Below are 21,369 nucleotides of genomic sequence, written 5' to 3'. Positions count from 1 at the left end.
AGGATGTCGGGCATGACCATCAAGGGATTCATGTTCGACTTCTCCGGCACGCTGCTGCGCGTGGAGCCCACGGAGAGCTGGCTGCGCGCGGTCGTGGCGGAGCGCGGCATCCCGCTCGAAGAGGGCGAGTTGGCGGCGTACGCGGAGCGCCTGGAGCGGGTCGGGGCGCTGCCGGGCGGTGTGGCACCGGCGCACGTGCCCGCGCACCTGGCCGAGGCCTGGGGCGAGCGCGACCTGTCGGCCGATCACCACAGGGCCGCGTACACGGGCCTCGCGCGGGAGGCGGGGCTGCCGTGGGACGGCGCCCACGGCATCTATGACGCGCTGTACGAGCGGCACATGCGGCCGGAGGCCTGGACGCCCTACCCGGACACCGCGGAGGTGCTCGGTGAGCTGCGGCGGCGCGGGGTGCCGGTGGCCGTGGTGAGCAACATCGGGTGGGACCTGCGCCCGGTCTTCCGCGCGCACGGACTGGACGGCCTGGTGGACGTGTTCGTGCTGAGTTACGAGCACGGGGTGCAGAAGCCGGACCCGAGGTTGTTCGAGATCGCCTGCGAGGCGCTGGGGCTGCCGCCGGAGCGCGTCGCCATGGTGGGCGACGACCGGCGGGCGGACGGCGGCGCCGCGGCACTGGGGTGCACGGTGCGTCTGGTCGACCATCTGCCGGCGCGGCAGCGCCCGGCCGGTCTGCTGCCGGTGCTGGAGCTCACCGAGTGACCTGGTCGAGCCGTGACCCGGCGGTCCCCCGCGCCGTCGGGTCACGGCCCGATCCCGCGTCCTCGCAGGGGCACGACGCCCGCACGAGCCGGGCTCCGAGTACATTGGCCCGGAGCCAGTCAACGCAGGAGTAAAGCATGTCCCCTCGGCGACCGTCGGTCAACGAAGAGATGCGGCGCCGTTCGCGGGAGCGGCTGCTGCGGGCGACCGTCGAGCTGGTCGAGGAGCGCGGCTACGAGGCCACCACCCTCGGCGACATCGCCGACCGGGCCGGTACGGCGCGCGGGCTGGTCTCCTACTACTTTCCGGGCAAGCGCCAGTTGCTGCAGTCGGCCGCCCACCGCCTGATGCACACCGAGCTGTCCGCGGCGCTGGAACGGCAACCGGCCTCCGCCGACGGACGCGAGCTGCTGGCCCGGGCGATCGACAGCGTGCTGGGACTGCCGGGGCGGTTCCCCGTGCTGATGCGCACTCACATGGCCGGCATCCTGCAGACGGCGGGTTTCAGCGAGTGCACCGAGCGGCAGCGCCTGGCCGAACTGCTGCGCGGCACCGTCGAGGCGTGGGGCTCCGCCGACCCCGAGCACGACTACCGCATGCTGCGAGCGCAGTTGATGGGCGCGGTCTTCGCCCAGCTGATCCCGGGTGCGGCGATGCCGCTGCCCCATCTGCGGGGCGACCTCTTCCGTCGTTACGGGCTGGACTGGGAGCTCGGCGTGCCGCCGGGTGGCCCCGAAGGGCTGCCACCCGGCGGCACGCCACTGCCTGACGCCGCTCAGCGGTAGTCGGGCTGGGACTGCGCGTTGAGCTCGGCGAGCCGGATGCCGCGGGCGCTGTCGGTGCGCCGGTCGGAGATCCGCAGGACGTCGAAGCCCTTGGCGATGTCGTTCGAGTAGATGTAGCCGTTGTAGTAGTACGCACTCCACGAGCCGCCGACCGCGAGCGTGTCGGCGGACAGCGGGCCGCGCTCGAAGAAGCCGATCTCGCGGGGGTGCGAGGAGTCGGTGAAGTCCCAGACGGAGACGCCGCCCTGGTACCAGGCCTGGACCATGATGTCGCGGCCCTTGGCCGGGATGAGCGAGCCGTTGTGGGCGACGCAGTTCTCGGTGTCCGCCTGCTGGCGCGGGATCTTGTAGTAGCCGCGGAAGACGAACTTCAGATGGCCGTGCTTGCGGACGATGTCGTAGATGCCGTCGGCGCCGCGCTTCGGACCGATCAGCGCGTTGCACTCGGCGCCGCCGCCACCGCCGAGCTCGTCGGTGAAGACGACCTTGGTGCCGCGCTCGTTGAAGGTCGCCGAGTGCCAGAACGAGAAGTTGACGTTGTCCTGGACCCGGTCGATCACCTTCGGGCGCACGGGGTCGGAGATGTCCATCAGGATGCCGTCACCCATGCAGGCGCCCGCGGCGAGCCGCAGCTTGGGGAAGGCCGTGATGTCGTGGCAGCCGGTCGTCTCGCTCACCCGCGCCTGGGTGTCGGTGGCCGGGACGCCGGGGTTGCCGCCGTCCGGGAACAGGACGGGGAAGCCGGCGAGAGCGGCGTCCTCGGGGTGCGAGCGGGGGATCTTCACGACGGAGATGCCGTCGTGCGGGGGCTGGCAGTCCGGGAAGGACGCGCTGGGCGAGTACGAGGAGACGTACACGAACAGGTCGCGCTTGCTCGGCACCAGCGTGTGGGTGTGGGAGCCGCAGTTGGTCTCGACGGCGGCGATGTAGCGCGGGTTGGCCTTGTCGCTGATGTCGAAGACCTTGATGCCCTCCCAGGAGGACTTCTCGCTGGCGGGCTGGCTCGCACTCGCGCAGGAGTCGTCCGAGCGCGAGGAGTCCGTGGACAGCACCAGCAGGTTCCCCGACACCGAGATGTCGTTCTGCGAGCCGGGGCACAGGACCTGGCTGACGACCTTGGGGCTGCTGGGGCGGCTGATGTCGTAGACGACGAAGCCGTCGTAGTTGCCGGCGAAGGCGTACTTGCCCTGGAAGGCGAGGTCGGAGTTGAAGCCGGCCAGGGACTGCTTGGGGATGTTCACCAGGTGGTCGACGTTGGCGCTGGTGACGACCTCGTCGACGCCGGGTATCGCGCCGTCGGCGGTCGCCGGCGCCGCGGCCGCGAGGCCGAACAGCATGACCGCCGCGGCCGCGAGGGCCGCCAGGCGTCTGGGGCGGGCGGGGGAAGTACCTAAACGCGTCACCGCGTCCTCCAAAAGTGTTCGGTCAAGATGAAACGATGAAACGACCAAGCCGAAGTATGCACTTTTCATGGCCGCGTCAAAAGATGCACAATGAGGCAGTGCTCGCTACCCGCCGTGCAGTATTAGTGCTGCTTCCGTTGTCCCTGGCCGCCTCGACGCTCGCGCTGAGCGGGTGCGACGGGGGTGGTGACGACGCCAAGGCCGCCGCTCCGTCGGTCATCGCCCCGGGCCGGCCGGGCGAGGACGCGGCCACCCTGTCCGCGGACGAGGCCGCCAAGGCCAGACCGGACGACACCCCCAACACAGCGGACCTGTCCTACACGGCGAACATGATCGCCCACCATGAGCAGGCGCTGGTCATGACCGCGTACGCGGACACCCGCGCGTCCGGCACCAAGGTGCGCGCCCTGGCCGCCCGGATCGACGCCGCCCAGGGCCCGGAGATCAAGGCCATGACCGCCTGGCTCAAGGAGAACGGCGGCGCGTCACCGGCCGCCGGCCACGACCACCACCACGCGTCGATGCCGGGCATGGCGACCCCCGCGCAGTTGGCCGAATTGCGCGCCGCCCGGGGCGCGGCCTTCGACCGGCTCTTCCTCCGGCTGATGATCGCCCACCACGAAGGGGCGGTGACCATGGCGACGGAGGTGCTGTCCAAGGGACGCAACGTCCAGGTGGGCGAGTGGGCGAGCGAGGTGATCGCGCAGCAGAGCGCGGAGATCGGCCGGATGAGGTCCTTGACCTGACATCGCGCGCCGCGACACGGCTGCGCCGGCCTGCCCGGGCCGGCGCCCGGTGCGATGCTGGGAAGTGCCCGGCCGCTCCGGCCGTCGCCTCGACGAGGAGGAGGCGCCTGTGCTTCGCATCGCCGTCGTCGGATCTGGTCCCAGCGGGGTGTACACGGCGGAGGCCCTGGCCCGCCAGGAGGCGGTGCCCCAGGTCGCGGTGGACGTCCTGGACCGGCTCCCCTGCCCGTACGGCCTGGTCAGGTACGGTGTCGCACCCGACCACGAGAAGATCAAGTCCCTGCAGGGCAATCTGCGGCGGGTCCTGGAGGACCCGCGGATCCGCTTCCTGGGCAACGTGACGGCCGGCGCCCCCGGTCTGCCCCCCGAACGCATGCTGGAGCTGTACCACGCGGTGGTCTACTGCGTGGGCGCAGCCACCGACCGCCGGCTCGGCGTCCCCGGCGAGGACCTGCCCGGCAGCTTCTCCGCGACGCGTTTCGTGTCCTGGTACAGCGCGCACCCGGACGAGGCCCCGGACGAGTTCCTGCTCAGCGCCCGGTCCGCCGTCGTCGTCGGCGTCGGCAACGTCGCCGTGGACGTCGCCCGCATCCTGGCGCGCGGCGCGGCCGAGCTGCGCCGCACCGACGTCCCGGAGGAGGCGCTGCACGCGCTGGAGAAGAGCCGGGTCACGGACGTCCACATGGTCGGCAGGCGCGGCCCGTCGCAGGCGAAGTTCACCACCAAGGAGCTGCGCGAACTGGGCGCCCTGGCCGACGCGGACGTGCTCGTGCGGGAGGACGAGCTCGCGCTCGATCCCGCGTACGCCGATCCGCACGCCCTGCCTGCGGTGGCCCGGCGCAATGTCGAGGTGCTGCGCGGCTGGGCCGGGCGCGCGCCCGCCGGGAACCGGCGCCGCATCCATCTGCGCTTCTTCCTGAGGCCTGCCGCCCTGCTGGGCGAGGACAAGGTGGCGGGCGTGCGCTTCGAGCGGACGCTGCCGGACGGGCAGGGCGGAGTGCGGGGCAGCGGCGCGTTCGAGGACATCGACGCGCAGCTGGTGCTGCGCTCGGTCGGCTACCGGGGGGTGGCCATGGAGGGGCTGCCCTTCGACGAGGCGCTGGGCATCGTGCCCAACGAGGAGGGCCGGGTGCTGCGGGACGGCAGGCGGTCGCCGGGCGAGTACGTGGCCGGGTGGATCAAGCGCGGGCCGACCGGCGTGATCGGCACCAACCGGCCGTGCGCCAAGGAGACGGCCACGGCCCTGCTCGCGGACGCCGGGGCGCTGCTGGCACGCGGCGAGCTGCCGGCGGATCCGCTGGAGGGACTCCGCGCGGCGGGACAGCATCCGGTCGAGTGGACGGGCTGGGAGGCGATCGAGGCCGCGGAGGCGGCGCTCGGCCGCTCACTTGACCGGGCGACCGTCAAGATCCCCGACTGGGCGGGCCTGTTGGCGGCCGCGGCCGGGAGCCCCGGGTGACAGCCCCGCAACACACCGGACATCAACAAACTGTTTACGGTCCCTAGGGTCTCGGGCAGCCGTTCACCCGGCACAGCCGCTCATTCGCGCCGCGTTCGAGGAGTCCCCCATGGCGACGACGTCACGCCCGCCGGTCCACCCCGTCGACGAGGTCCTGCCGCCCGCCCGGCTCGCGGCGTTCGGCCTGCAGCACGTGCTGGCGATGTACGCGGGCGCGGTCGCGGTGCCGCTGATCGTGGGCGGCGCGCTGAAGCTGTCGCCGGCCGACCTCGCGTACCTGATCACGGCGGACCTGCTGATCTGCGGCATCGCCACGCTGCTGCAGTGCGTCGGCTGGTGGCGCTTCGGCGTACGGCTGCCGATCATGCAGGGCTGCACCTTCGCGGCGGTCTCCCCCATGGTGCTGATCGGCCAGGACGGCGGACTGCCCGCCATCTACGGCTCGGTGATCGTCGCGGGGCTGGCGATGGTCCTGCTGGCCCCCGTCTTCGGACGGCTGCTGCGCTTCTTCCCGCCCGTGGTGACCGGCACCGTGATCCTGGTCATCGGGCTGAGCCTGCTGCCGGTGGCGGGCAACTGGGTGGCGGGCGGGGCCGGTTCGGCCGACTTCGGCGCGCCGCGCAACATCGCCCTGGCGGCCGCCGTGCTGCTCGCGATCCTGCTGATCCAGCGTTTCGCACCGGATGTGCTCGCGCGGGTCGCCGTGCTCGCCGGCATCGCCGCCGGCACGGCGGCGGCCGTGCCGCTCGGCTTCACCGACTTCGGCGCGGTCCGCGACGCGGACTGGCTCGGGATCAGCACCCCGTTCCACTTCGGCACCCCGACCTTCCAGGGCGCCGCCGTGGTCTCCATGCTCGTGGTCGCGCTCGTGACGATGACCGAGACGACCGGGGACATCATCGCCGTCGGCGAACTCACCGGCCGCAGGGCCGAGCCCGGCCGGCTCGCGGACGGACTGCGCGCGGACGGCGTCTCCACCGTGCTGGGCGGGATCTTCAACACCTTCCCGTACACCGCCTACGCGCAGAACGTGGGCCTGGTGGGACTGACCCGGGTGCGCAGCCGATGGGTGGTGGCCACGGCGGGCGGCATCCTGGTCCTGCTCGGGCTGCTGCCGAAGCTGGGCGCGGTGGTCGCCGCGATCCCGGCACCGGTGCTGGGCGGCGCCGGACTGGTCATGTTCGGCACGGTGGCCGCGAGCGGACTGCGCACGCTGGCCGGTGTGGACTTCCACGGCACCGCCAACCTGATGGTCGTCGCGGTGTCGCTGGGGGTCGGGCTGCTGCCGGTGGGCGTGCCCACGGTGTACGAGAGGTTCCCCGACTGGTTCCGGACGGTCATGGACAGCGGCATCAGCGCGGGCTGCGTCACCGCGATCGCGCTCAACCTGCTCTTCAACCACCTGCCGGCCGGCGGCAGCGGGCGCGCGGCCGGGGAGCCCGGGGAACACGGCGCGTAGGCCGCCGGACGCGGGCTCCGCGGCCGGGTCGCCGCTTCTAGGGGAGCTGCCAGTCGACCGGCTGCGCGCCCTGCTGGAGCAGCAGGTCATTGGCCCGGCTGAAGGGCCGCGAGCCGAAGAACCCGCGATCCGCCGACATCGGGGAGGGATGCGCCGACTCGACGGCCGGCAGATTCCCCAGCAGAGGGCGGGCGTTCCGGGCGTCCCGGCCCCAGAGGATCGACACCAGGGGCTTGCCTCGCGCGGCCAGGGCGCGAATGGCCTGTTCGGTCACTTCCTCCCAGCCCTTGCCGCGATGCGCACCGGGGCTGCGGGGTGCCGTGGTCAACGCCCTGTTGAGCAGCAGCACTCCCTGCCGGGTCCACGGCGTCAGATCGCCGTTCGACGGCCGGGGCAGGCCGAGGTCGGACTGCAGTTCCCGGTAGATGTTCTCCAGGCTTCCGGGCAGTGAACGCACCTCCGCGGCCACGGCGAAGCTGTGCCCGATCGCCATCCCCGGCGTGGGATAGGGGTCCTGCCCGACGATCAGCACCCGCACCTCGTCGAAGGGCTGCTGGAACGCCCGCAGGACATGCTGTCCCGCCGGCAGGTAGGTCCTGCCCGCCGCGATCTCCGCCCGCAGGAAGTCGCCCATCGCCGCGATGCGTTCGGCCACGGGCGCGAGGGCTTCGGCCCACCTGGGCTCGACAAGTTCACTCAATGGTCGTGCTGCCACGGCCGTCACCCTACCGGCCCACAGACCCTCCCTCCCACCAGCGGCAAGACCCCCGCGGGCAACGGCGACCGGATCCGCGTGGCCGGGCGGCACTGAGGGCGAGCACGGGGTGCGTGCTCGCCCTCGGTCACGCCGGACGGCGTGTCAGTCGGCCGTTCAGCCCTGCGCGGGCACGACCTGGACGGTCTTGGAGGTCGTGACCGGCGCGAGTGAGGCGCCGTCGGTGTAGGCACGCATCGAGTCGTTCGTCACGGTGACGGTCACCGAGCCGGCCTTCAGCGCGGTCAGCACCCGGGTCCGCGGGTCGAGGATCGCGACCTTGCCCTTGCGGCGGGCGTCGTCGACGGCGTCCTTGCCGGTGCCGATCGCCAGGTTCGACGAGCCGCTCCAGTGGACCGACATCGGGTACCGCAGCGGGACCACCCGCGAGCCGTTGCCCACACCCTGCGGCTGCACGATGCTGCCGGAGAGCTGCGCGGTCCGGCCCGCCTCGACCGACTCGGGGGTGTTCAGGGTGATGGACTGGGCGAAGGCCCGCACATCGGCCTGGAGCCACTGCTGGCGGGCGTTGCGGTGGGAGTCGACGGACCAGTCGACCCAGCCGGTGAAGCCGCCGCGGTCGGGGGTGCCGTAGGGGTCCTTGCCCGAGGAGGGCAGCACCATGTAGGGGACGCCCTCCAGGTGGTGGACGTCGGCGATCTGGGCGTGCGAGCCGACCATGACGGCGCCCTTGCCGGAGTCGTCGCGGAAGTCGGTCAGCAGGTGCTCGATGAGCGCCGCCTCGTCACGGTCGCCGAGCTGGCTGGACTTGGCCTCGGCCGGGTCGTCCACCGGGTGGTGGGCGAAGACCGCGACGTTGTCGACGGACGTGTCGTCCTTGGCGTCGGCCAGGGCCTGCCGGAGCATCGGGAGCTGGTCCCAGGCGGTGCCGCGCAGCGAGCCGACGGAGCTGGCGAGCAGGATGAAGCGGGTGCCCTTGTGGTCGAAGGTGCGGTAGGGCCTGCCGAACTCGGCGGTGAAGTTGGTCAGGTCCTGCTGGACGTTGTTCAGGCCGTAGGACTCGTGGTTGCCGGGCACGTAGTAGCAGGGGATGGAGCCGGCGTTCGGGTCCGGGGTGCTGTCGGGGGCGGGCTCCTGGCCGACCGGGATCAGGTCGCAGCCGGCGTCGGTGAGCACCTGCCGGGCCAGGGTGAGGTCCTGCGGCAGGCCGCGGTCGGTGATGTCACCGTTGAGGACCAGCAGGTCGGGGTGGGTCGTCCGGATCCGCTGGATGGCGGCCGTGGCGACCTGGGTCAGCGCCGGGTTGTCGGCGGTGAACTGCACGTCCGAGAGCGTCGCGAACTGCCAGGTGCTGCTGCCCTTGAGCAGCGACCCGTCGTCCGAGACCAGCGCGTCGGGCCGCAGGTCCGGCTGCGCGGGAAGGTCGATCGAGGTGGGGACGTCGGCCTCGATGCGGTCCAGGACGAACGTGCCCGCCTTCTGCTGGGCGACGCTGGTGTTGATGCCCTGGAAACCCGAGATCGCGATCGGGAACTTCGTGTCCGCCGGGACCTGGAAGGTGGCGTACTGCCAGTCGCTGCTCGCGTTCAGGCCCGTCCCGTAGCTGCCGTTGCCCTTGCCGGCGGAGTCGGTGTAGGCGATGTAGGTCAGGCCGCTGGGCACGCTGATGCTGGACTTGAGCCGCACGCGCAGGCGCAGCGGCTGGCCGGGCACGGACACGCGCTGGGCCGACGACGCCGAGGTGATGCCGACGTTGCGCATGGCGTTGAAGTCGATCCGCAGGCCCTCGGGGGCGGTGGAGAACGTCGTGGCCGCCGTGCTGTTGTTGCGCCAGCGGGCCAGCACGTCGTCGTCGAAGTCGTAGACGGTCCTGGTCTGCACACCGATCGTGATCGGCAGCCGCGCGGTCACACCGCCGGCCGTGATCTTCAGGATCGTGCTGGCGTTGGCGAGCGGGGTGATCCGCAGCTTGCCGTCCACGGTCTTGATGCCGACCACGTCGTGGTCGTAGTCCAGCGACAGGTCCTGCGGCTCGATCGGGGCCGTGTAGCCCTCGGCGTCGCGGCCGGTCACGGCGACGGTGGTCGCGTCGTCCGGCGTCACGCCGGCGATCGACAGCAGCTGGGAGGACGGCTCCACGCTGGTCAGCGGGCCCAGGACGGAGACCGTCCCGTGTCCCTGCACGCCGTCCGCCTCGGCGTCCACCGTGACCGGACCGTGCGCCTGCGGGGCCGTGAGCACGGCGCCGTCGACGGTCGCCTCACGCGAGGACCACCGCACGGAGTCGGGGTCGACCGTCACCGGCGTCTGGTGGTTGTCGATGCCCTCCGCGGCCAGAGCGCGGTGCAGACCGGGGAAGACCTTCACGTCACCGTCGGCCGACGCCGCGCCGGGAGCGGGCTTGACGAGGAGCTGGTGCAACCGGCCGTCGCCCTTGGAGACGAACACGCCGACACCGTTCGGGTCGTTGCGCTCGTGGCCGTCGGACGGGACGTTGCGGACGGTGGCGTCGGCGTCGCCGAGGCCGCGGGCGACCATGGTGGACGAGCCGCCGCCGTCGAGGTTGACCGCGGTCTCCACGCCCATCGCGGCGAGGTCGCGCGCTTCCTTGTCGATCCCGATGCCGCCCTTGCCGGTGCCGCCGGGGCCGTCCCAGGTGGCCAGGACGAGCGTCTTGCCGCCGTCCTTGAAGCCGAGCGCGGTGCGCGGGGCGATCGAGGTGTCGAGGCCCTTGACGGGCTGGCCGCCGGAGACGATGGTGCCGCCGTGGCCGATCGCGAACTGCATCGTCTTGGCAACGTTGTCGGCGAGCGAGTGGCTGAGCGTCGCCGGGTCGCCGGGCTGGAGCGCGCGGATCGCGGACGCCGCGGCGCCGCGCCCGACGAGCACGAAGCCGCCGTCCGGGATCGCGCCGGAGCCCGCGGGACCGCTGGGGGTGACCGACACGACCGCGCCGTCCTTCACCAGGACCTCGGCGATCTGGTCGTTGGCGACGCCCGTCAGGCCGCTGTTGCGGCTGTAGGTGCCCCACGCGGGCGTGAACGCGACCATGCCGTCGGCGGGGATGCCGCCGCCGTTCGCGGCGTTGATCGACGAGACCTTGTGGTCCGCGCCCGCGAACTTCGCCGTCGTGTCGACCGTGAGGTCCACCAGCTGGGCGACGCCGTCCTTGCTGACGCCGACGTGCTTGCGGCCGCCGGAGATGTCGGCGGTCTTGACGAGCTGCCCGTTCTGGATCTCGCCGCCGAGCGCCGCGTTGGAGTTGCCGATGTCGAAGAAGTCGCCGTTGACGCCCGCGACGGCGCCGGCCTTGTTGACGGCCTCGCTGAGCGGCCCGCCGGACGCGACCGGTCCGGAGCTCAGCAGGTCCGTGCCGACCGCGCTGTTGGACAGGTCCACGGTCAGGAACTGCGCGTCGTACCAGCCCTTCTGGTCGACCGCCTTGACGTGCTGCAGGCCGATCCCCGGACCGATCTTCTCTGACGTGTTGACCAGCGGGATACCGCCGGTGACGGGCGCCGGCCGGCTGCTGTCCGCGTACGCCACGGCCGGAGCGGCCGCCAGCGCGGTCGCCGTGGCGAGCACCACGAGCAGTGACCTTGCACGCCGATGGTTCGTGACCATCAGATTCATGGAAACCTCGGGTCGGGAGAGGACACGGAGGCAGCGCCTCCGCTGCACCCATGTCGATCACGGGTGCGCACCCGATTAGAGAGATCCAGTGAAGAGCGCACATGACGTCTTCACCATCGGCCAGTGAACCCTGGCTGTGACCTTGCGTGCAGGGCTCCACAACTGACGCCTCGTCAGAATCGCGGCCACCGCCTCCGGGCACGGGCGTCATCGATCCGGTGGACCGGCAACCTGCACTGTCGGTGGCAGCCGTTACCCTGCCCGGGTGACGACGCAATCGAACACCCCGGCGGGCTGGTACACGGACCCGCACGGCACTCAGAACCTGCTGCGCTACTGGGACGGGTCCCAGTGGACGGAGCACACCCACGCGGGCCAAACGCCCCCGCCGTCCACCAAGGAGAACCCCTGGGAGCTGGGCGTCGACGGCGGCCACGACCCCTCGCGCATCCAGCGCCAGGTGCAGCGGCAGGCGGGCCTGGCCCCGGGCGCCGCGGGCGGTGGCACGCTGTTCAGCGAGCCGGTCCTCGTGGTCAACCAGAAGGCCAAGCTCATTGAGCTGAACAACGAGTACAGCGTCTTCGACCAGAACGGCGGCCAACTCGGCTCGGTGATCCAGGTCGGCCAGAGCACCGCGCGCAAGGTGCTGCGCTTCGTCTCCAGCGTCGACCAGTTCCTGTCGGTCCGCCTGGAGGTGCGGGACGCGCACGGGCAGCCGCAGTTGCTGCTGACCCGCCCGGCGAAGTTCATCAAGTCGAAGGTCGTCGTACAACGCCCGGACGGCACGACGCTCGGCGAGATCGTCCAGCAGAACGCGATCGGCAAGATCAACTTCGCGTTCGAGGTGAACGGTCAGCAGATCGGCGCCATCAAGGCGGAGAACTGGCGGGCCTGGAACTTCGCGATCGTCGACCACACCGGGACCGAGGTGGCCCGCATCACCAAGACGTGGGAGGGCCTGGCCAAGACGATGTTCACCACGGCCGACAACTACGTGCTGCAGATCCACCGCCCGCTGGAGGAACCGCTGCTCAGCATGGTCGTAGCCTCGGCGCTCACCGTCGACACCGCCCTGAAGCAGGACTCGCGCGGACTGGGCTGAGACAGGCCCGCGGTAGGGCGCCGGGGCCGCGCGGACCCGGCGCCGTATCGGGACAGAACCGGACAGGTAACCCCTGCGAAGGACCCGCCCGAACAACAGCGCGCGCAAAGGCACTAGCATGCCTCGCCATGAGCACTGCCGAAGGCCCCGCACCCGGCCTGCCCGTTCGAATGCCGCGCCCCCGCCAGCCCGGGCGGCACCGGCGACCGGAAACGCTGACCACGCCCGAGGGCGCCCCCGCGCTGGTCCTTGCCGTGCCCGGTACGCCTTCCCCCGCGATACGCAGCCTGGCCGAGGAGATCGTCAGCATCGCGCGTATCGAGCTGGCCGGTCTCGACCCCCGCGTCGGCTACGTCGACGGTGACGGCGAGGAGTACCCCTCGCTGGAGTCCGTGCTGACCCAGGCCGCCGCCGAGCGCGGTGAGGACTCCCCCGCGGCGATCGTGGTGCCGCTGCTGGCGGGGCCCGAGCCTTCGGTGATGCGCCGGCTGCGGCAGGCCGTGATGGACAGCCGCTCCGCGGCCGAGGTCACCGATGTGCTCGGCCCGCACCCGCTGCTCGCGGAGGCACTGCACGTGCGGCTGTCGGAGGCCGGTCTGGCACGTGCCGACCGTGCCCGGCTGTTCACGGTCGCCACGGCTGCCGACGGCATCATCCTGGCCACCGTGGGCGGCGAGGAGGCGGTCCAGGCCGCCGGCGTGACCGGTCTGCTGCTCGCCGCGCGGCTCGCCGTGCCGGTGCTGCCCGCCGCGCTGGACATCGAGGGCTCGATCGCCGAGGCCGCCGACCAGCTGCGTTCCTCCGGTTCGCTGACCCTGGCCCTGGCGCCGTACGTGGTCGGCCCGGAGGTCGCCCCCGAGGTGCTGCACGACGCGGGCAAGGAGGCCGGCTGCTCGGCCGCCGACGCGCTCGGCCCCTACCCGGCGATCGGCAAGCTCGTGGTCGCCAAGTACACGACCGCGCTGGGCATCCCCCAGTCGCCGGAGGGCGCCCCGATGCCCTGACGGCACACCCCGTACGACGACGGCGTGGTGGTGCGGCCCCGGGCTCCGGGGCGGCACCACCACGCCGTTGTTCGTGGTGCGGCCGGTCCGTCCGGCGCCTGGCGTGCGTCAGCCGAAGACGACGCAGGAGGCGGCCGGAACGGGCAGCGAGCCGGCGAGCCTGGGCGTGCCGGTGGACGGGTCCACGTCGAACCAGCTGACGTCGCCCGAGCGCTCGTTGGCGGCGTACAGCCTCGTGCCGGCCGGGTCGAGGGTCAGGTGGCGGGGCCAGTCGCCGCCGCAGTCCACCGTCTCCAGCAGTTCGAGCGTGTCGCCGTCGGCGTCGAGGGAGAGCACGGCGATGCTGTTGTGACCCCGGTTGGCGGCCCAGGCGAAGCGCCCGTCGGGCGAGACGACCAGTTCGGAGGGGTAGTTGGGGCCGGTCGCGCCCTCGGGCAGCACGGAGACCTCGGCGACCGGCTTCAGCCGTCCCACCTCCGCGTCCCAGTGACAGACGGTCACGACCGAGGCCAGCTCGTTCATGATGTAGGCGCGGTCCCCGCGCGGGTGGAACGTGAGGTGGCGCGGGCCGCTGCCGGACCGCAGGCCCATCTCCCGCTCGATCTCCAGCTCGCCCGTGGCGGCGTCGAGTTCGCACACCCGCACCGAGTCGGTGCCGAGGTCCACGGTGAGCACCCAGCGGCCGGCCGGGTCCGGCAGCACCATGTGGGCGTGCGGGCCGGTCTGCCGGTCCGGGTCGGGGCCGTCGCCCTCGTGCTCCATCACGTGCCGGGTCGCGCCGAGCGTCCCCTCGCCCTCGACGGGCAGCACGCTGATCGTGCCGGTGCCGTAGTTGGCGGTCAGCAGGTGGCCTTGGTGCAGGCACAGGTGGGTCGGCGAGCCGCCGCCCACCGGGACGGCCGCGCCGAGCAGTTCGGGGCGCGAGGGATCGTTCAGCGAGAACGCGGCGGCGGCGCCGTTCTGCGGGTGCTCGACGACCGTGTAGAGGCGCGTGCGGTCCTCCGAGAGGACGAGGAAGGACGGGTCGTCCACCGCGGCGTCGGCATGCAGCGCCGTGAGCGCCCCCGAGTCGGGGTCGACGGCCGCGGTGGTCAGCCCTTTGCCGCCCGCCGAGGTGAACGACCCGATGTAAACGTGCCCGGCCACTGCCGTACCTCTTCCACTGGTTGTACGTACGGCGGCTGAGAGTAACGCAGTGGCCGGAATCCGCTCCCGCTGCCCCCGTCACACCAACGTTTCGCCGCGGGCCAGGGCGAGCGCCTGCGGGTGGTGGACGTACGCCGGGGTCCGTTCCCCGGTCTCGTAGTAGCGGTGGAACACGCCGGTGGCCGACCCCGACATGGGCGGCACGATCCACGACCAGTCGGCGGGCACGGTACGGCCCCTGCGCTCCTCGCGGTCGATGTGGGCGAGGAAGCGGCGGGACTCGGTGTGGTGGTCGGTGACGGTGGCGCCCACGAGGTCGAAGGAGTGCAGCACCGCGCGGTTCAGCTCGACCAGGGCGCGGTCGCGCCACAGCGTCCGGTCCTCGGCGGTGTCCAGGCCGAGCGCCTCGGCGACGCGCGGGAGCAGGTCGTAGCGGTCGGTGTCGGCGAGGTTGCGGGCACCGATCTCGGTGCCCATGTACCAGCCGTTGAAGGGCGCGGCGGGATAGCAGACCCCGCCGATCTCCAGGCACATGCAGGAGATCGCCGGGACGGCGTGCCAGCGCAGGCCCCACTCCGCGAGCCAGTCGAACTCCGGGTGGGCAATGGGGACTTCGAGCACTGCCTCGTCCGGCAACCGAAAGCAGCGCGGCGGCCCGCCGCCGGCGCCCTGGACGATGAGCGGCAGTATGTCGAAGGGCGTCCCGGCGCCGCCCGACCAGCCGAGGCGCACGGCCGCCTCGGTGATGCCGGTGTTGACCGGATCGCCGACGACGGTGCCGTCCGGGGCGCGGTGGCCCGCGTAGCGGATCAGCTGCTCGTTCCAGATCCGCGGGCCCTGCCGCTCCGGGGTGTCCGGGGCGAGGACCGTGATGACGGGGCGGATGCGGCCCCCGTTGGTGGCGGCCCGCAGGTGGGCCACCGCCTCCAGGGCGACGCCCTCGGCGGTCGTGACGTGCCGGCGGTCGCGCACCTGCAGGGAGTTCCAGTACAGCCGGCCGATGCACCGGGTGTTGTTGCGCCACGCCACCCGCGCTCCAAAGACCAGTTCCTCGCGCGTGTGCCGGTACGTGCCGGTCGCCTCGATCTCGGCGAGGACCGCTGCCAGCCTGCGCCCGGGGTCCCCCGCGGCGGGGAACTCCGCGTGGAACAGCCGTACGAAGTCCGTCGCCAGGGCCCGTATGTCGGTGTCCTTGCCCGCTTCGCCGTCCTTGTCCTCCCCGCCCGCCGGCCGGTCCTCCTGCAGGGCGGGGTGCCCGGCCGGGCACCCGGCCACCGGTTCCGGTTCCTCCATTCGTAGGTGCTGGACGTCGGCGGCGGGGGCGCGGCCAGCCCCCGCCGACGTCCGCTGATTCGTTCCTCCTGCACGGCGCAGAAACCTCAGCACGCCACGTACCCCCAAGACGGTTCCCGCGCGGGCCGTGTCCCGTGACGGCCCGCGTATCGGACGTGAGATGGAACCGGTCTACTGCGGAGGCGGAACGATCCGTCGTGTTTTTCCGGGGTGAATACGACGCAAAACCGCGCGGAGCGTCTACACGGGGGCCTGCCGGTGATTGCCTTGTGTCATCCCGCGACTGCAGTGCGTGTCGATGCGTCTGCGCCCGGCGGGTCGACCGGGACGGTGGTGCGCGGCCCGGCGCCCAGCGGAACGGCCAGACCGGTCAGGGCCGCTTCGAGGCCGTGGAGGTGCGCAAGGGCGGTTTCGGCGTGCGGATGGGTGCCGCCGGCGCCGGGCGCGGCCGGGAGCCGGAGCGGGGCCGCGGGAGCCGGTGGGACGAGACGCCGGACGGCGGTCTCGACGCGCCCGCAGGCGGTGGTGAGGCGTTCGTCGTGGCAGGCATGGGGATCGGCCACAACCGCGGCGAGGCCGCGGACCTGACGGGCGCACTCGTCCAGGAGCGCGAGAACGACCCGGGCGCGCGCCTTGCGGGACCGCAGGGGGTTCAGCGGATGCACGAGCGGTGCCACGGACTGCCGCACCCGCGCGAGCAGGGCGTCCAGTTCGGTGACGTGGCGGGCGAGGTCGCCGGCCGGGTCACCGGCCAGGTGTCGCGCGGCCTCGCCGGTGAAGTCGCGCACGGCGCGCAGCGTGCGCCGGATCCACGCGTCCGTGGCCGCGTGCGTCGTCACCGGCAGCACCGCCAGGACCGCCACGGCCGCCCCCAGGGCGCCGACGGCGGTCTCCCCCAGGCGGAGCACGAGCAGCCCGGGCCGGAGGATGCCGAGCAGTCCGTAGAGCAGCCCCGCCATCACCGTGACAAAGAACATCATCCAGCTGTACGAGACCGGGGCGGTCCAGAAGATCCCGAAGACGCACACGGCGAGCAGCGCGGCGGTCGGCGCGGGCGCCCCGTGCAGGGGCAGCGCGACCGCGAGGCCGCCCAAGATGCCCGCGACGGTGCCGAGCATCCGGCGGAACCCCCGGATCAGCGTCTCGCCGCGCGAGGCGGTGTTGACGAAGATCCACCAAACGGTGCCGACGGCCCAGTACCAGCGGTCCTGCGACAGCGCCTGCCCCGCCGCTACGGCGATCCCCGCAGCGAGCAGCGCCTGGAAGGCCTGCCGCGTGGTCGGACGGCGCAGCCCGCGCCCCTGGGGCAGGACGGGCACCGGGCCGGGGGCGCGGGCGGCGCCCCGCTCGTAGCACCACACGCCGAAGCGGACGAGGGCGGCGCTGCCCAGTCCGAGCCCCACGGCCCCGCACAGCGCCGGCAGCAGCGCCGGGCCGGCACGGAGGAACTGGGCGACAAAGAACATCATGAAGGCGAAGACGCCCAGCGCGTGGCCACGCGGCCCCCAGCGGCGCGCGTAGACCCCGGCGAAGACGACGGCCAGGAAAGCCGCGTCCCGGGCGGCGGGAACGGCGTGCAGCCAGACGGCCAGCGCGAGCACGGGGAAGCCGGCGACCGGCATGAGCGCGGTCGTCACCGCCTGGCGGGCCGGGCCCGGGTCCGCCACGACGAACAGCGCCAGCAGCGCCGCGAGACCGCCCGCGACGACGGCGGGCAGCGGCAGCCCCGCCGCCGCGACCGAGGCGACGGCCGAGCCGACGCCGAGGACCGCCCGGGAGGCGGCGCGCAGCCGCACCCGTCCCGGGTCCGGTGCGTGGAACATGCGCTTCACCACGGGTGCCGTCCTGCCCCTGTCCGTGCCGTGCGGCCGTCCGTACATGGCAAAGGCGCCGCGGGGACACCGTCTCCGCAACGCCATCGTCCGTCCCAGGGAAGCATGTCCCGGGCCCATGGCTCAAACGGCTCCCTGGGCGATGGGCCATTGGCACAGCGGCCCCCGTCCCCTGCCGGTCCGGGGCCGGGCCAGTGGCCCAGATCGGAACACCCATTCGGCGTATATTGCTGCCAAAGACGGGCATACCGAGACACAACGGTTGGTTCCTGCCGTTCCCCGGCGCCTGGCGAACCAACTCACCGGATCCGCCCCGCGAGGGGCTCGAGTCGTTTCCGGCCCTTCCGGAGGAGGACGCGATGAGGGACGTGGCGAGCGAGCGGGACGTGGACGACCGTCCCGCGATCATCGAGCGGGTCGTGACGCTCGACGTGAACGGCCGGTCGTACACCCTGCGCCTGGACACCCGGGTGACGCTGCTGGACGCCCTGCGGGACCGGCTGGGCCTGGTCGGCACGAAGAAGGGCTGCGACCAGGGCGCCTGCGGAGCCTGCACGGTGCACGTGGACGGCAGGAGAGTGCTGTCCTGCCTGACCCTGGCCGCCCAGGCCGAGGGCCGGGCCGTCACCACCATCGAGGGCATCTCCGGGGCCGACGGCGCGCACCCGGTGCAGCAGGCGTTCATGGAGCACGACGGCTTCCAGTGCGGCTTCTGCACCCCTGGTCAGATCATGTCCGCGGTGGCGCTGACGGCCGAGGGCCGGACCGGCTCCGACGAGGAGATCCGCGAGTTCATGAGCGGCAACCTGTGCCGCTGCGGCGCCTATCCCAACATCGTGGCCGCGATACGCGAGGCGGCGGCCCGGGGGAGGTCGTGATGCGCAGCTTCGAGTACGTGCGGGCCACGGCCACCCAGGAGGCGGTGCGGATGCTGGCCGACGACCCGGGGGCGTCCTGTCTGGCCGGCGGCACGACGCAGTTCGACCTGATGAAGGACGGCGTCCTGGAGCCGCCACGGCTGATCGACATCACCCGGCTCCCGCTGCACGGCATCGAGCGCCGCGGCGAAGCCCTCCACGTCGGGGCGCTGGCCACCATGGAAGAACTGGCCGCCGACGCCACGGTGGCCGAACGGCTGCCGATGGTGCGCGAGGCCCTGCTGCGGGGCGCGTCGGTGCAGTTGCGGAACATGGCCACCATCGGCGGCAACCTGCTGCAGCGCACACGGTGCCGCTACTTCCGCGACCCCGCGGTCGTCGAGTGCAACAAACGCTCGCCCGGCACGGGTTGCGCCGCGGTGCAGGGCGCGGCGCGCATGCACGCCGTGCTCGGGGCGAGCGAGCGGTGCGTCGCGCTGCACGCCTCCGACCTGGCCGTCGCACTGGTGGCGCTCGACGCGGTCGTGCACATCCAGGGGCCGACGGAGCGTCGCAGCGTGCCGCTGACGGAGTTCTACTTCACCGCCGACGAGAGCCCGGAGCGCGAGAACGTCCTGGAGCACGCCGAGTTGATCACCGAGGTCGAGATCCCGCTGCCGCCACCGGCCGCCCTGTCTGGCTACCTCAAGGTGCGCGACCGTATGAGTTACGAGTTCGCCCTCACCTCGGCCGCGGTGCTGCTCGTCCTGGACGGCGGCGCGATCCGCCAGGCCCGGGTCGGGCTGGGCGGAGTGGGGTCGAAGCCCTGGCGGGCCTACGAGGCCGAGCACGTGCTGACCGGCGCGCCCGTCACGACGGCCACCTTCCTGGACGCGGCCGAGGCGACGATGCGCGACGCCTGGACCCTCCCGGGCACGGCGTTCAAGGTGCCGCTCGCCCGCCGCACCCTCGTCCGCGAGCTGCAGACAGTGTCAGGAGTGACGCCATGAGCACGGTCGAGAGCAGGCCGCTGGTCGGCGAGGGCATCAGCCGGGTCGACGGCCCACGCAAGGTCACCGGCACCGCCCCCTACCCGATGGACTTCAGCGTGCCCGGGCAGGTCTACGGCGCCCTGGTGCAGAGCACGATCGCGGCGGGCCGGATCGTCCGCATGCACACCGAGGAGGCCGAGGGCTCCCCCGGGGTGATCGGTGTGCTCACGCACGAGAACGCCCCCGAGGTCGGGACGGGACCGATGACGGTGCTCGGGGCGTCGCCGCCGCCACCGCTGCGGAACGACCGGATCATCCACCAGGGGCAGCACATCGGCTTCGTGGTGGCCGAGACGGCGGAACAGGCCGCCGCCGCGGCACGCCTGGTACGGGCCGACTACGAGGCCGCCGAACCGCTGCTGGACCTCCAGGACCCCCGTGCCGAGCAACTGACCGACCCGTGGGGGATGGACCACGCCCGCGGCGACGCCACCGCCGCACTGGAGTCCGCCGAGGTGACGCTGCGGGCCACGTACACCACCCCGGACAACACCAACAACCCGCTCGGGCTGTTCGCCACGCTGGCCGTGTGGGAGGGCAACACCCTCACGGTCCACGACACCAGCCAGTGGCCCTCCATGGTGCGCACCACGCTCGCCATGGCCTTCGGTATCCCCGAAAGCTCGGTACGGGTCCTGGTGCCGTACGTCGGCGGGGGGTTCGGCGCCGGACTGCGCGCGTGGCCGCACGTGGTCCTCACCGCCATGGCCGCCCGGATGCTGGGACGCCCGGTCAAACTGGTGCTGACCCGCCCGCAGATGTTCACCTCCGTCGGGCACCGGCCGCACGGCGTGCAGTGGCTGCAACTCGGCGCCACGGGCGAGGGCGAACTGGTCGCCATCGACCACCGCAGCCTCAGCTCCCTGGGCATGGAGGACGGCGACTTCGAGCCGTTCGCCTCGGGTACCGCCTTCGCCTACGCGTGCCCCAATGTGACCACCCGGGACCGGCAGGCCCGGATCAACGTCGCCATGCCGACGTCCATGCGCGCCCCTGCCGAGGCGCAGGGCAACTTCGCGCTGGAGTCGGCCCTCGACGAACTGTCGTACACCCTGGGCATGGACCCGCTGGAGCTGCGGGTGCGCAACCACACCGCCGTCGACCCGCGCAACGGGCTGCCCTGGTCCGGCAAGGCGATCCTGGAGTGCTACGAGGCGGGCGCACTGCGCTTCGGCTGGTCCGACCGGAATCCTGAGCCGCGCTCCATGCGTGACGGGAACTGGCTCATCGGCTACGGCATGGCCAGCGCGATGTTCCCGTACTTCGCGACGCCGTGCATGGCCGAGGCGACCGTCAACCGCGACGGCAGCGCCTTCGTGCGCAGCGCGGCGACCGACATCGGCACCGGAACGTACACCGTGATGGCCCAGCTGTCCGCGCAGGAACTCGGACTGCCCCTGGAGAAGGTCCGCTTCGACCTCGGCGACTCCGACATGCCGGACTCGATGATGGCGGGCGGCTCCGGCCTGACCGGGGCACTCGGCAACGCGGTGCACGACGCGTGCCGCCGGCTGCTGCGCTCGTTCGCCGAACTCGCCCGCCAGGACGCCGACTCGCCCCTGCGGGGGGTGAACCCGGACGACGTGGAGTGCGGCGACGGCCGGGTGTTCGTCGCCGGCCGGCCGGAGCGCGGGGAGTCGTACGCCGACATCCTCGCCCGGCACGGGATGCCCCAGCTCACGGCGACGGGGAGCAGTACCCCGCCGGTCGCCGAGGACGTCGGCATGTCCTCCGCCGGCGCCTACGGCGCGAAGTTCGTGGAGGTCAGGGTCGACGCCGACCTCGGCCTCGTCCGGGTCACGCGGGTGGTGTCGGCGATCGACGGCGGCCGCATCCTCAACGCGAAGACGGCCAGGAGCCAGATCATCGGAGGAACGGTCGGCGGCATCGGCATGGCGCTGTTCGAGGACACCGTCACCGACCCGCGCACCGGGCGGATCGCCAACGCCACGTTCGCCGACTACCTGGTGGCCGTGAACGCCGACATCCCGGAGCTGGACGTGGTCTTCGTCGGCGAACCGGACCGCGGCTCGCCGACCGGCACCAAGGGTGTGGGCGAGGTGGGCCTGGTCGGCATCCCGGCCGCGATCGCCAACGCCGTTTACCACGCGACCGGAAAGCGCCTCTACCACCTGCCGATCACACTCGACGCCCTGCTCTGAGCCG

16 protein-coding genes are annotated in these 21,369 nt (G+C 72.5%); 10 read left to right on the top strand and 6 right to left on the bottom strand.

Translation table 11 applies throughout. The annotated features are described in order from the left end of the window. The first annotated feature begins 12 nt into the window (after window positions 1–12). On the top strand, window positions 13–717 hold the full coding sequence (locus PV364_RS03985) for an HAD-IA family hydrolase (protein ID WP_319658203.1): 705 nt from the start codon (window positions 13–15) through the stop codon (window positions 715–717). 137 nt (window positions 718–854) lie between these two features. Continuing rightward, a complete protein-coding gene (locus PV364_RS03980; protein ID WP_319658202.1) occupies window positions 855–1,502 on the top strand; it encodes a helix-turn-helix domain-containing protein in 648 nt (215 codons plus the stop codon). On the opposite strand, the gene PV364_RS03975 is transcribed toward PV364_RS03980, so the two are convergent. After that, window positions 1,493–2,905 (bottom strand): LVIVD repeat-containing protein, encoded by a 1,413-nt coding sequence (locus tag PV364_RS03975; protein ID WP_415924522.1) that lies wholly within the window; start codon window positions 2,903–2,905, stop codon window positions 1,493–1,495. The genes PV364_RS03980 and PV364_RS03975 overlap by 10 nt on opposite strands. Before the next feature lie 83 nt (window positions 2,906–2,988). Between PV364_RS03975 and PV364_RS03970 the strand changes: the two genes are divergently transcribed. The 3 genes from PV364_RS03970 to PV364_RS03960 all read left to right on the top strand — a co-directional run bounded on the left by PV364_RS03970 (window position 2,989) and on the right by PV364_RS03960 (window position 6,569). Further along, a complete protein-coding gene (locus PV364_RS03970) occupies window positions 2,989–3,651 on the top strand; it encodes a DUF305 domain-containing protein (protein WP_319658201.1) in 663 nt (220 codons plus the stop codon). Between the two features lie 109 nt (window positions 3,652–3,760). Continuing rightward, a complete protein-coding gene (locus PV364_RS03965; protein ID WP_319658200.1) occupies window positions 3,761–5,110 on the top strand; it encodes an FAD-dependent oxidoreductase in 1,350 nt (449 codons plus the stop codon). A 109-nt stretch (window positions 5,111–5,219) separates the two neighbouring features. Then, window positions 5,220–6,569 (top strand): nucleobase:cation symporter-2 family protein, encoded by a 1,350-nt coding sequence (locus PV364_RS03960; RefSeq protein WP_319658199.1) that lies wholly within the window; start codon window positions 5,220–5,222, stop codon window positions 6,567–6,569. Window positions 6,570–6,606: 37 nt separating this feature from the next. Here PV364_RS03960 and PV364_RS03955 read toward each other — a convergent pair whose 3' ends face one another. Continuing rightward, complete coding sequence (locus PV364_RS03955; protein WP_319658198.1) at window positions 6,607–7,284, bottom strand: uracil-DNA glycosylase; 678 nt, start codon at window positions 7,282–7,284, stop codon at window positions 6,607–6,609. A gap of 156 nt (window positions 7,285–7,440) precedes the next feature. Next, window positions 7,441–10,908 (bottom strand): phosphodiester glycosidase family protein, encoded by a 3,468-nt coding sequence (locus tag PV364_RS03950; protein WP_319658197.1) that lies wholly within the window; start codon window positions 10,906–10,908, stop codon window positions 7,441–7,443. A gap of 274 nt (window positions 10,909–11,182) precedes the next feature. Here PV364_RS03950 and PV364_RS03945 point away from each other — a divergent pair, with 274 nt between their 5' ends. Both PV364_RS03945 and PV364_RS03940 read left to right on the top strand, forming a co-directional pair. After that, window positions 11,183–12,019 carry a phospholipid scramblase-related protein gene (locus tag PV364_RS03945; protein WP_319658196.1) on the top strand — a complete coding sequence of 279 codons (837 nt, stop codon included), beginning with the start codon at window positions 11,183–11,185 and terminating at the stop codon, window positions 12,017–12,019. A gap of 128 nt (window positions 12,020–12,147) precedes the next feature. Next, a complete protein-coding gene (locus PV364_RS03940) occupies window positions 12,148–13,023 on the top strand; it encodes a hypothetical protein (RefSeq protein ID WP_319658195.1) in 876 nt (291 codons plus the stop codon). Window positions 13,024–13,131: 108 nt separating this feature from the next. On the opposite strand, the gene PV364_RS03935 is transcribed toward PV364_RS03940, so the two are convergent. From PV364_RS03935 to PV364_RS03925, 3 genes are all read right to left on the bottom strand, one after another. Then, window positions 13,132–14,169: a lactonase family protein gene (locus PV364_RS03935; protein ID WP_319658194.1), complete on the bottom strand. Its 1,038-nt coding sequence runs from the start codon at window positions 14,167–14,169 to the stop codon at window positions 13,132–13,134. A 78-nt stretch (window positions 14,170–14,247) separates the two neighbouring features. Continuing rightward, window positions 14,248–15,462: a nitric oxide synthase oxygenase gene (locus PV364_RS03930; RefSeq protein ID WP_319658193.1), complete on the bottom strand. Its 1,215-nt coding sequence runs from the start codon at window positions 15,460–15,462 to the stop codon at window positions 14,248–14,250. Window positions 15,463–15,734: 272 nt separating this feature from the next. Continuing rightward, window positions 15,735–17,285: an FUSC family protein gene (locus PV364_RS03925; RefSeq protein WP_319658192.1), complete on the bottom strand. Its 1,551-nt coding sequence runs from the start codon at window positions 17,283–17,285 to the stop codon at window positions 15,735–15,737. Between the two features lie 368 nt (window positions 17,286–17,653). On the opposite strand from PV364_RS03925, the gene PV364_RS03920 reads away from it, so the two are divergent. Genes PV364_RS03920 through PV364_RS03910 form a run of 3 tightly spaced genes read left to right on the top strand, consistent with a single transcriptional unit; the run spans window position 17,654 to window position 21,365 of the window. After that, window positions 17,654–18,172 (top strand): (2Fe-2S)-binding protein, encoded by a 519-nt coding sequence (locus PV364_RS03920; RefSeq protein WP_319658191.1) that lies wholly within the window; start codon window positions 17,654–17,656, stop codon window positions 18,170–18,172. Further along, window positions 18,172–19,161 carry a xanthine dehydrogenase family protein subunit M gene (locus tag PV364_RS03915; protein WP_319658190.1) on the top strand — a complete coding sequence of 330 codons (990 nt, stop codon included), beginning with the start codon at window positions 18,172–18,174 and terminating at the stop codon, window positions 19,159–19,161. Before PV364_RS03920 ends, PV364_RS03915 begins: the two co-directional genes overlap by 1 nt. After that, window positions 19,158–21,365 (top strand): xanthine dehydrogenase family protein molybdopterin-binding subunit, encoded by a 2,208-nt coding sequence (locus PV364_RS03910; protein WP_319658189.1) that lies wholly within the window; start codon window positions 19,158–19,160, stop codon window positions 21,363–21,365. Before PV364_RS03915 ends, PV364_RS03910 begins: the two co-directional genes overlap by 4 nt. The last annotated feature ends 4 nt before the right edge of the window (window positions 21,366–21,369 follow it).

This window comes from Streptomyces sp. MI02-7b (genome assembly GCF_033793585.1).
Classification (GTDB): Bacteria; Actinomycetota; Actinomycetes; order Streptomycetales; family Streptomycetaceae; genus Actinacidiphila.
The sequence above is the reverse complement of the archived record's forward strand: the minus strand, read 5'-3'. Positions and strand labels throughout refer to the sequence as shown.

Coding starts and splice junctions, on each gene's coding strand:
- PV364_RS03985 (WP_319658203.1), top strand. CDS start 13: ATGACCATCAAGGGATTCATGTTCGACTTCTCCGGCACGCTGCTGCGC.
- PV364_RS03980 (WP_319658202.1), top strand. CDS start 855: ATGTCCCCTCGGCGACCGTCGGTCAACGAAGAGATGCGGCGCCGTTCG.
- PV364_RS03970 (WP_319658201.1), top strand. CDS start 2,989: ATGCACAATGAGGCAGTGCTCGCTACCCGCCGTGCAGTATTAGTGCTG.
- PV364_RS03960 (WP_319658199.1), top strand. CDS start 5,220: ATGGCGACGACGTCACGCCCGCCGGTCCACCCCGTCGACGAGGTCCTG.
- PV364_RS03950 (WP_319658197.1), bottom strand. CDS start 10,908: ATGGTCACGAACCATCGGCGTGCAAGGTCACTGCTCGTGGTGCTCGCC.
- PV364_RS03940 (WP_319658195.1), top strand. CDS start 12,148: ATGAGCACTGCCGAAGGCCCCGCACCCGGCCTGCCCGTTCGAATGCCG.
- PV364_RS03930 (WP_319658193.1), bottom strand. CDS start 15,462: ATGGAGGAACCGGAACCGGTGGCCGGGTGCCCGGCCGGGCACCCCGCC.
- PV364_RS03925 (WP_319658192.1), bottom strand. CDS start 17,285: ATGTTCCACGCACCGGACCCGGGACGGGTGCGGCTGCGCGCCGCCTCC.
- PV364_RS03920 (WP_319658191.1), top strand. CDS start 17,654: ATGAGGGACGTGGCGAGCGAGCGGGACGTGGACGACCGTCCCGCGATC.
- PV364_RS03915 (WP_319658190.1), top strand. CDS start 18,172: ATGCGCAGCTTCGAGTACGTGCGGGCCACGGCCACCCAGGAGGCGGTG.
- PV364_RS03910 (WP_319658189.1), top strand. CDS start 19,158: ATGAGCACGGTCGAGAGCAGGCCGCTGGTCGGCGAGGGCATCAGCCGG.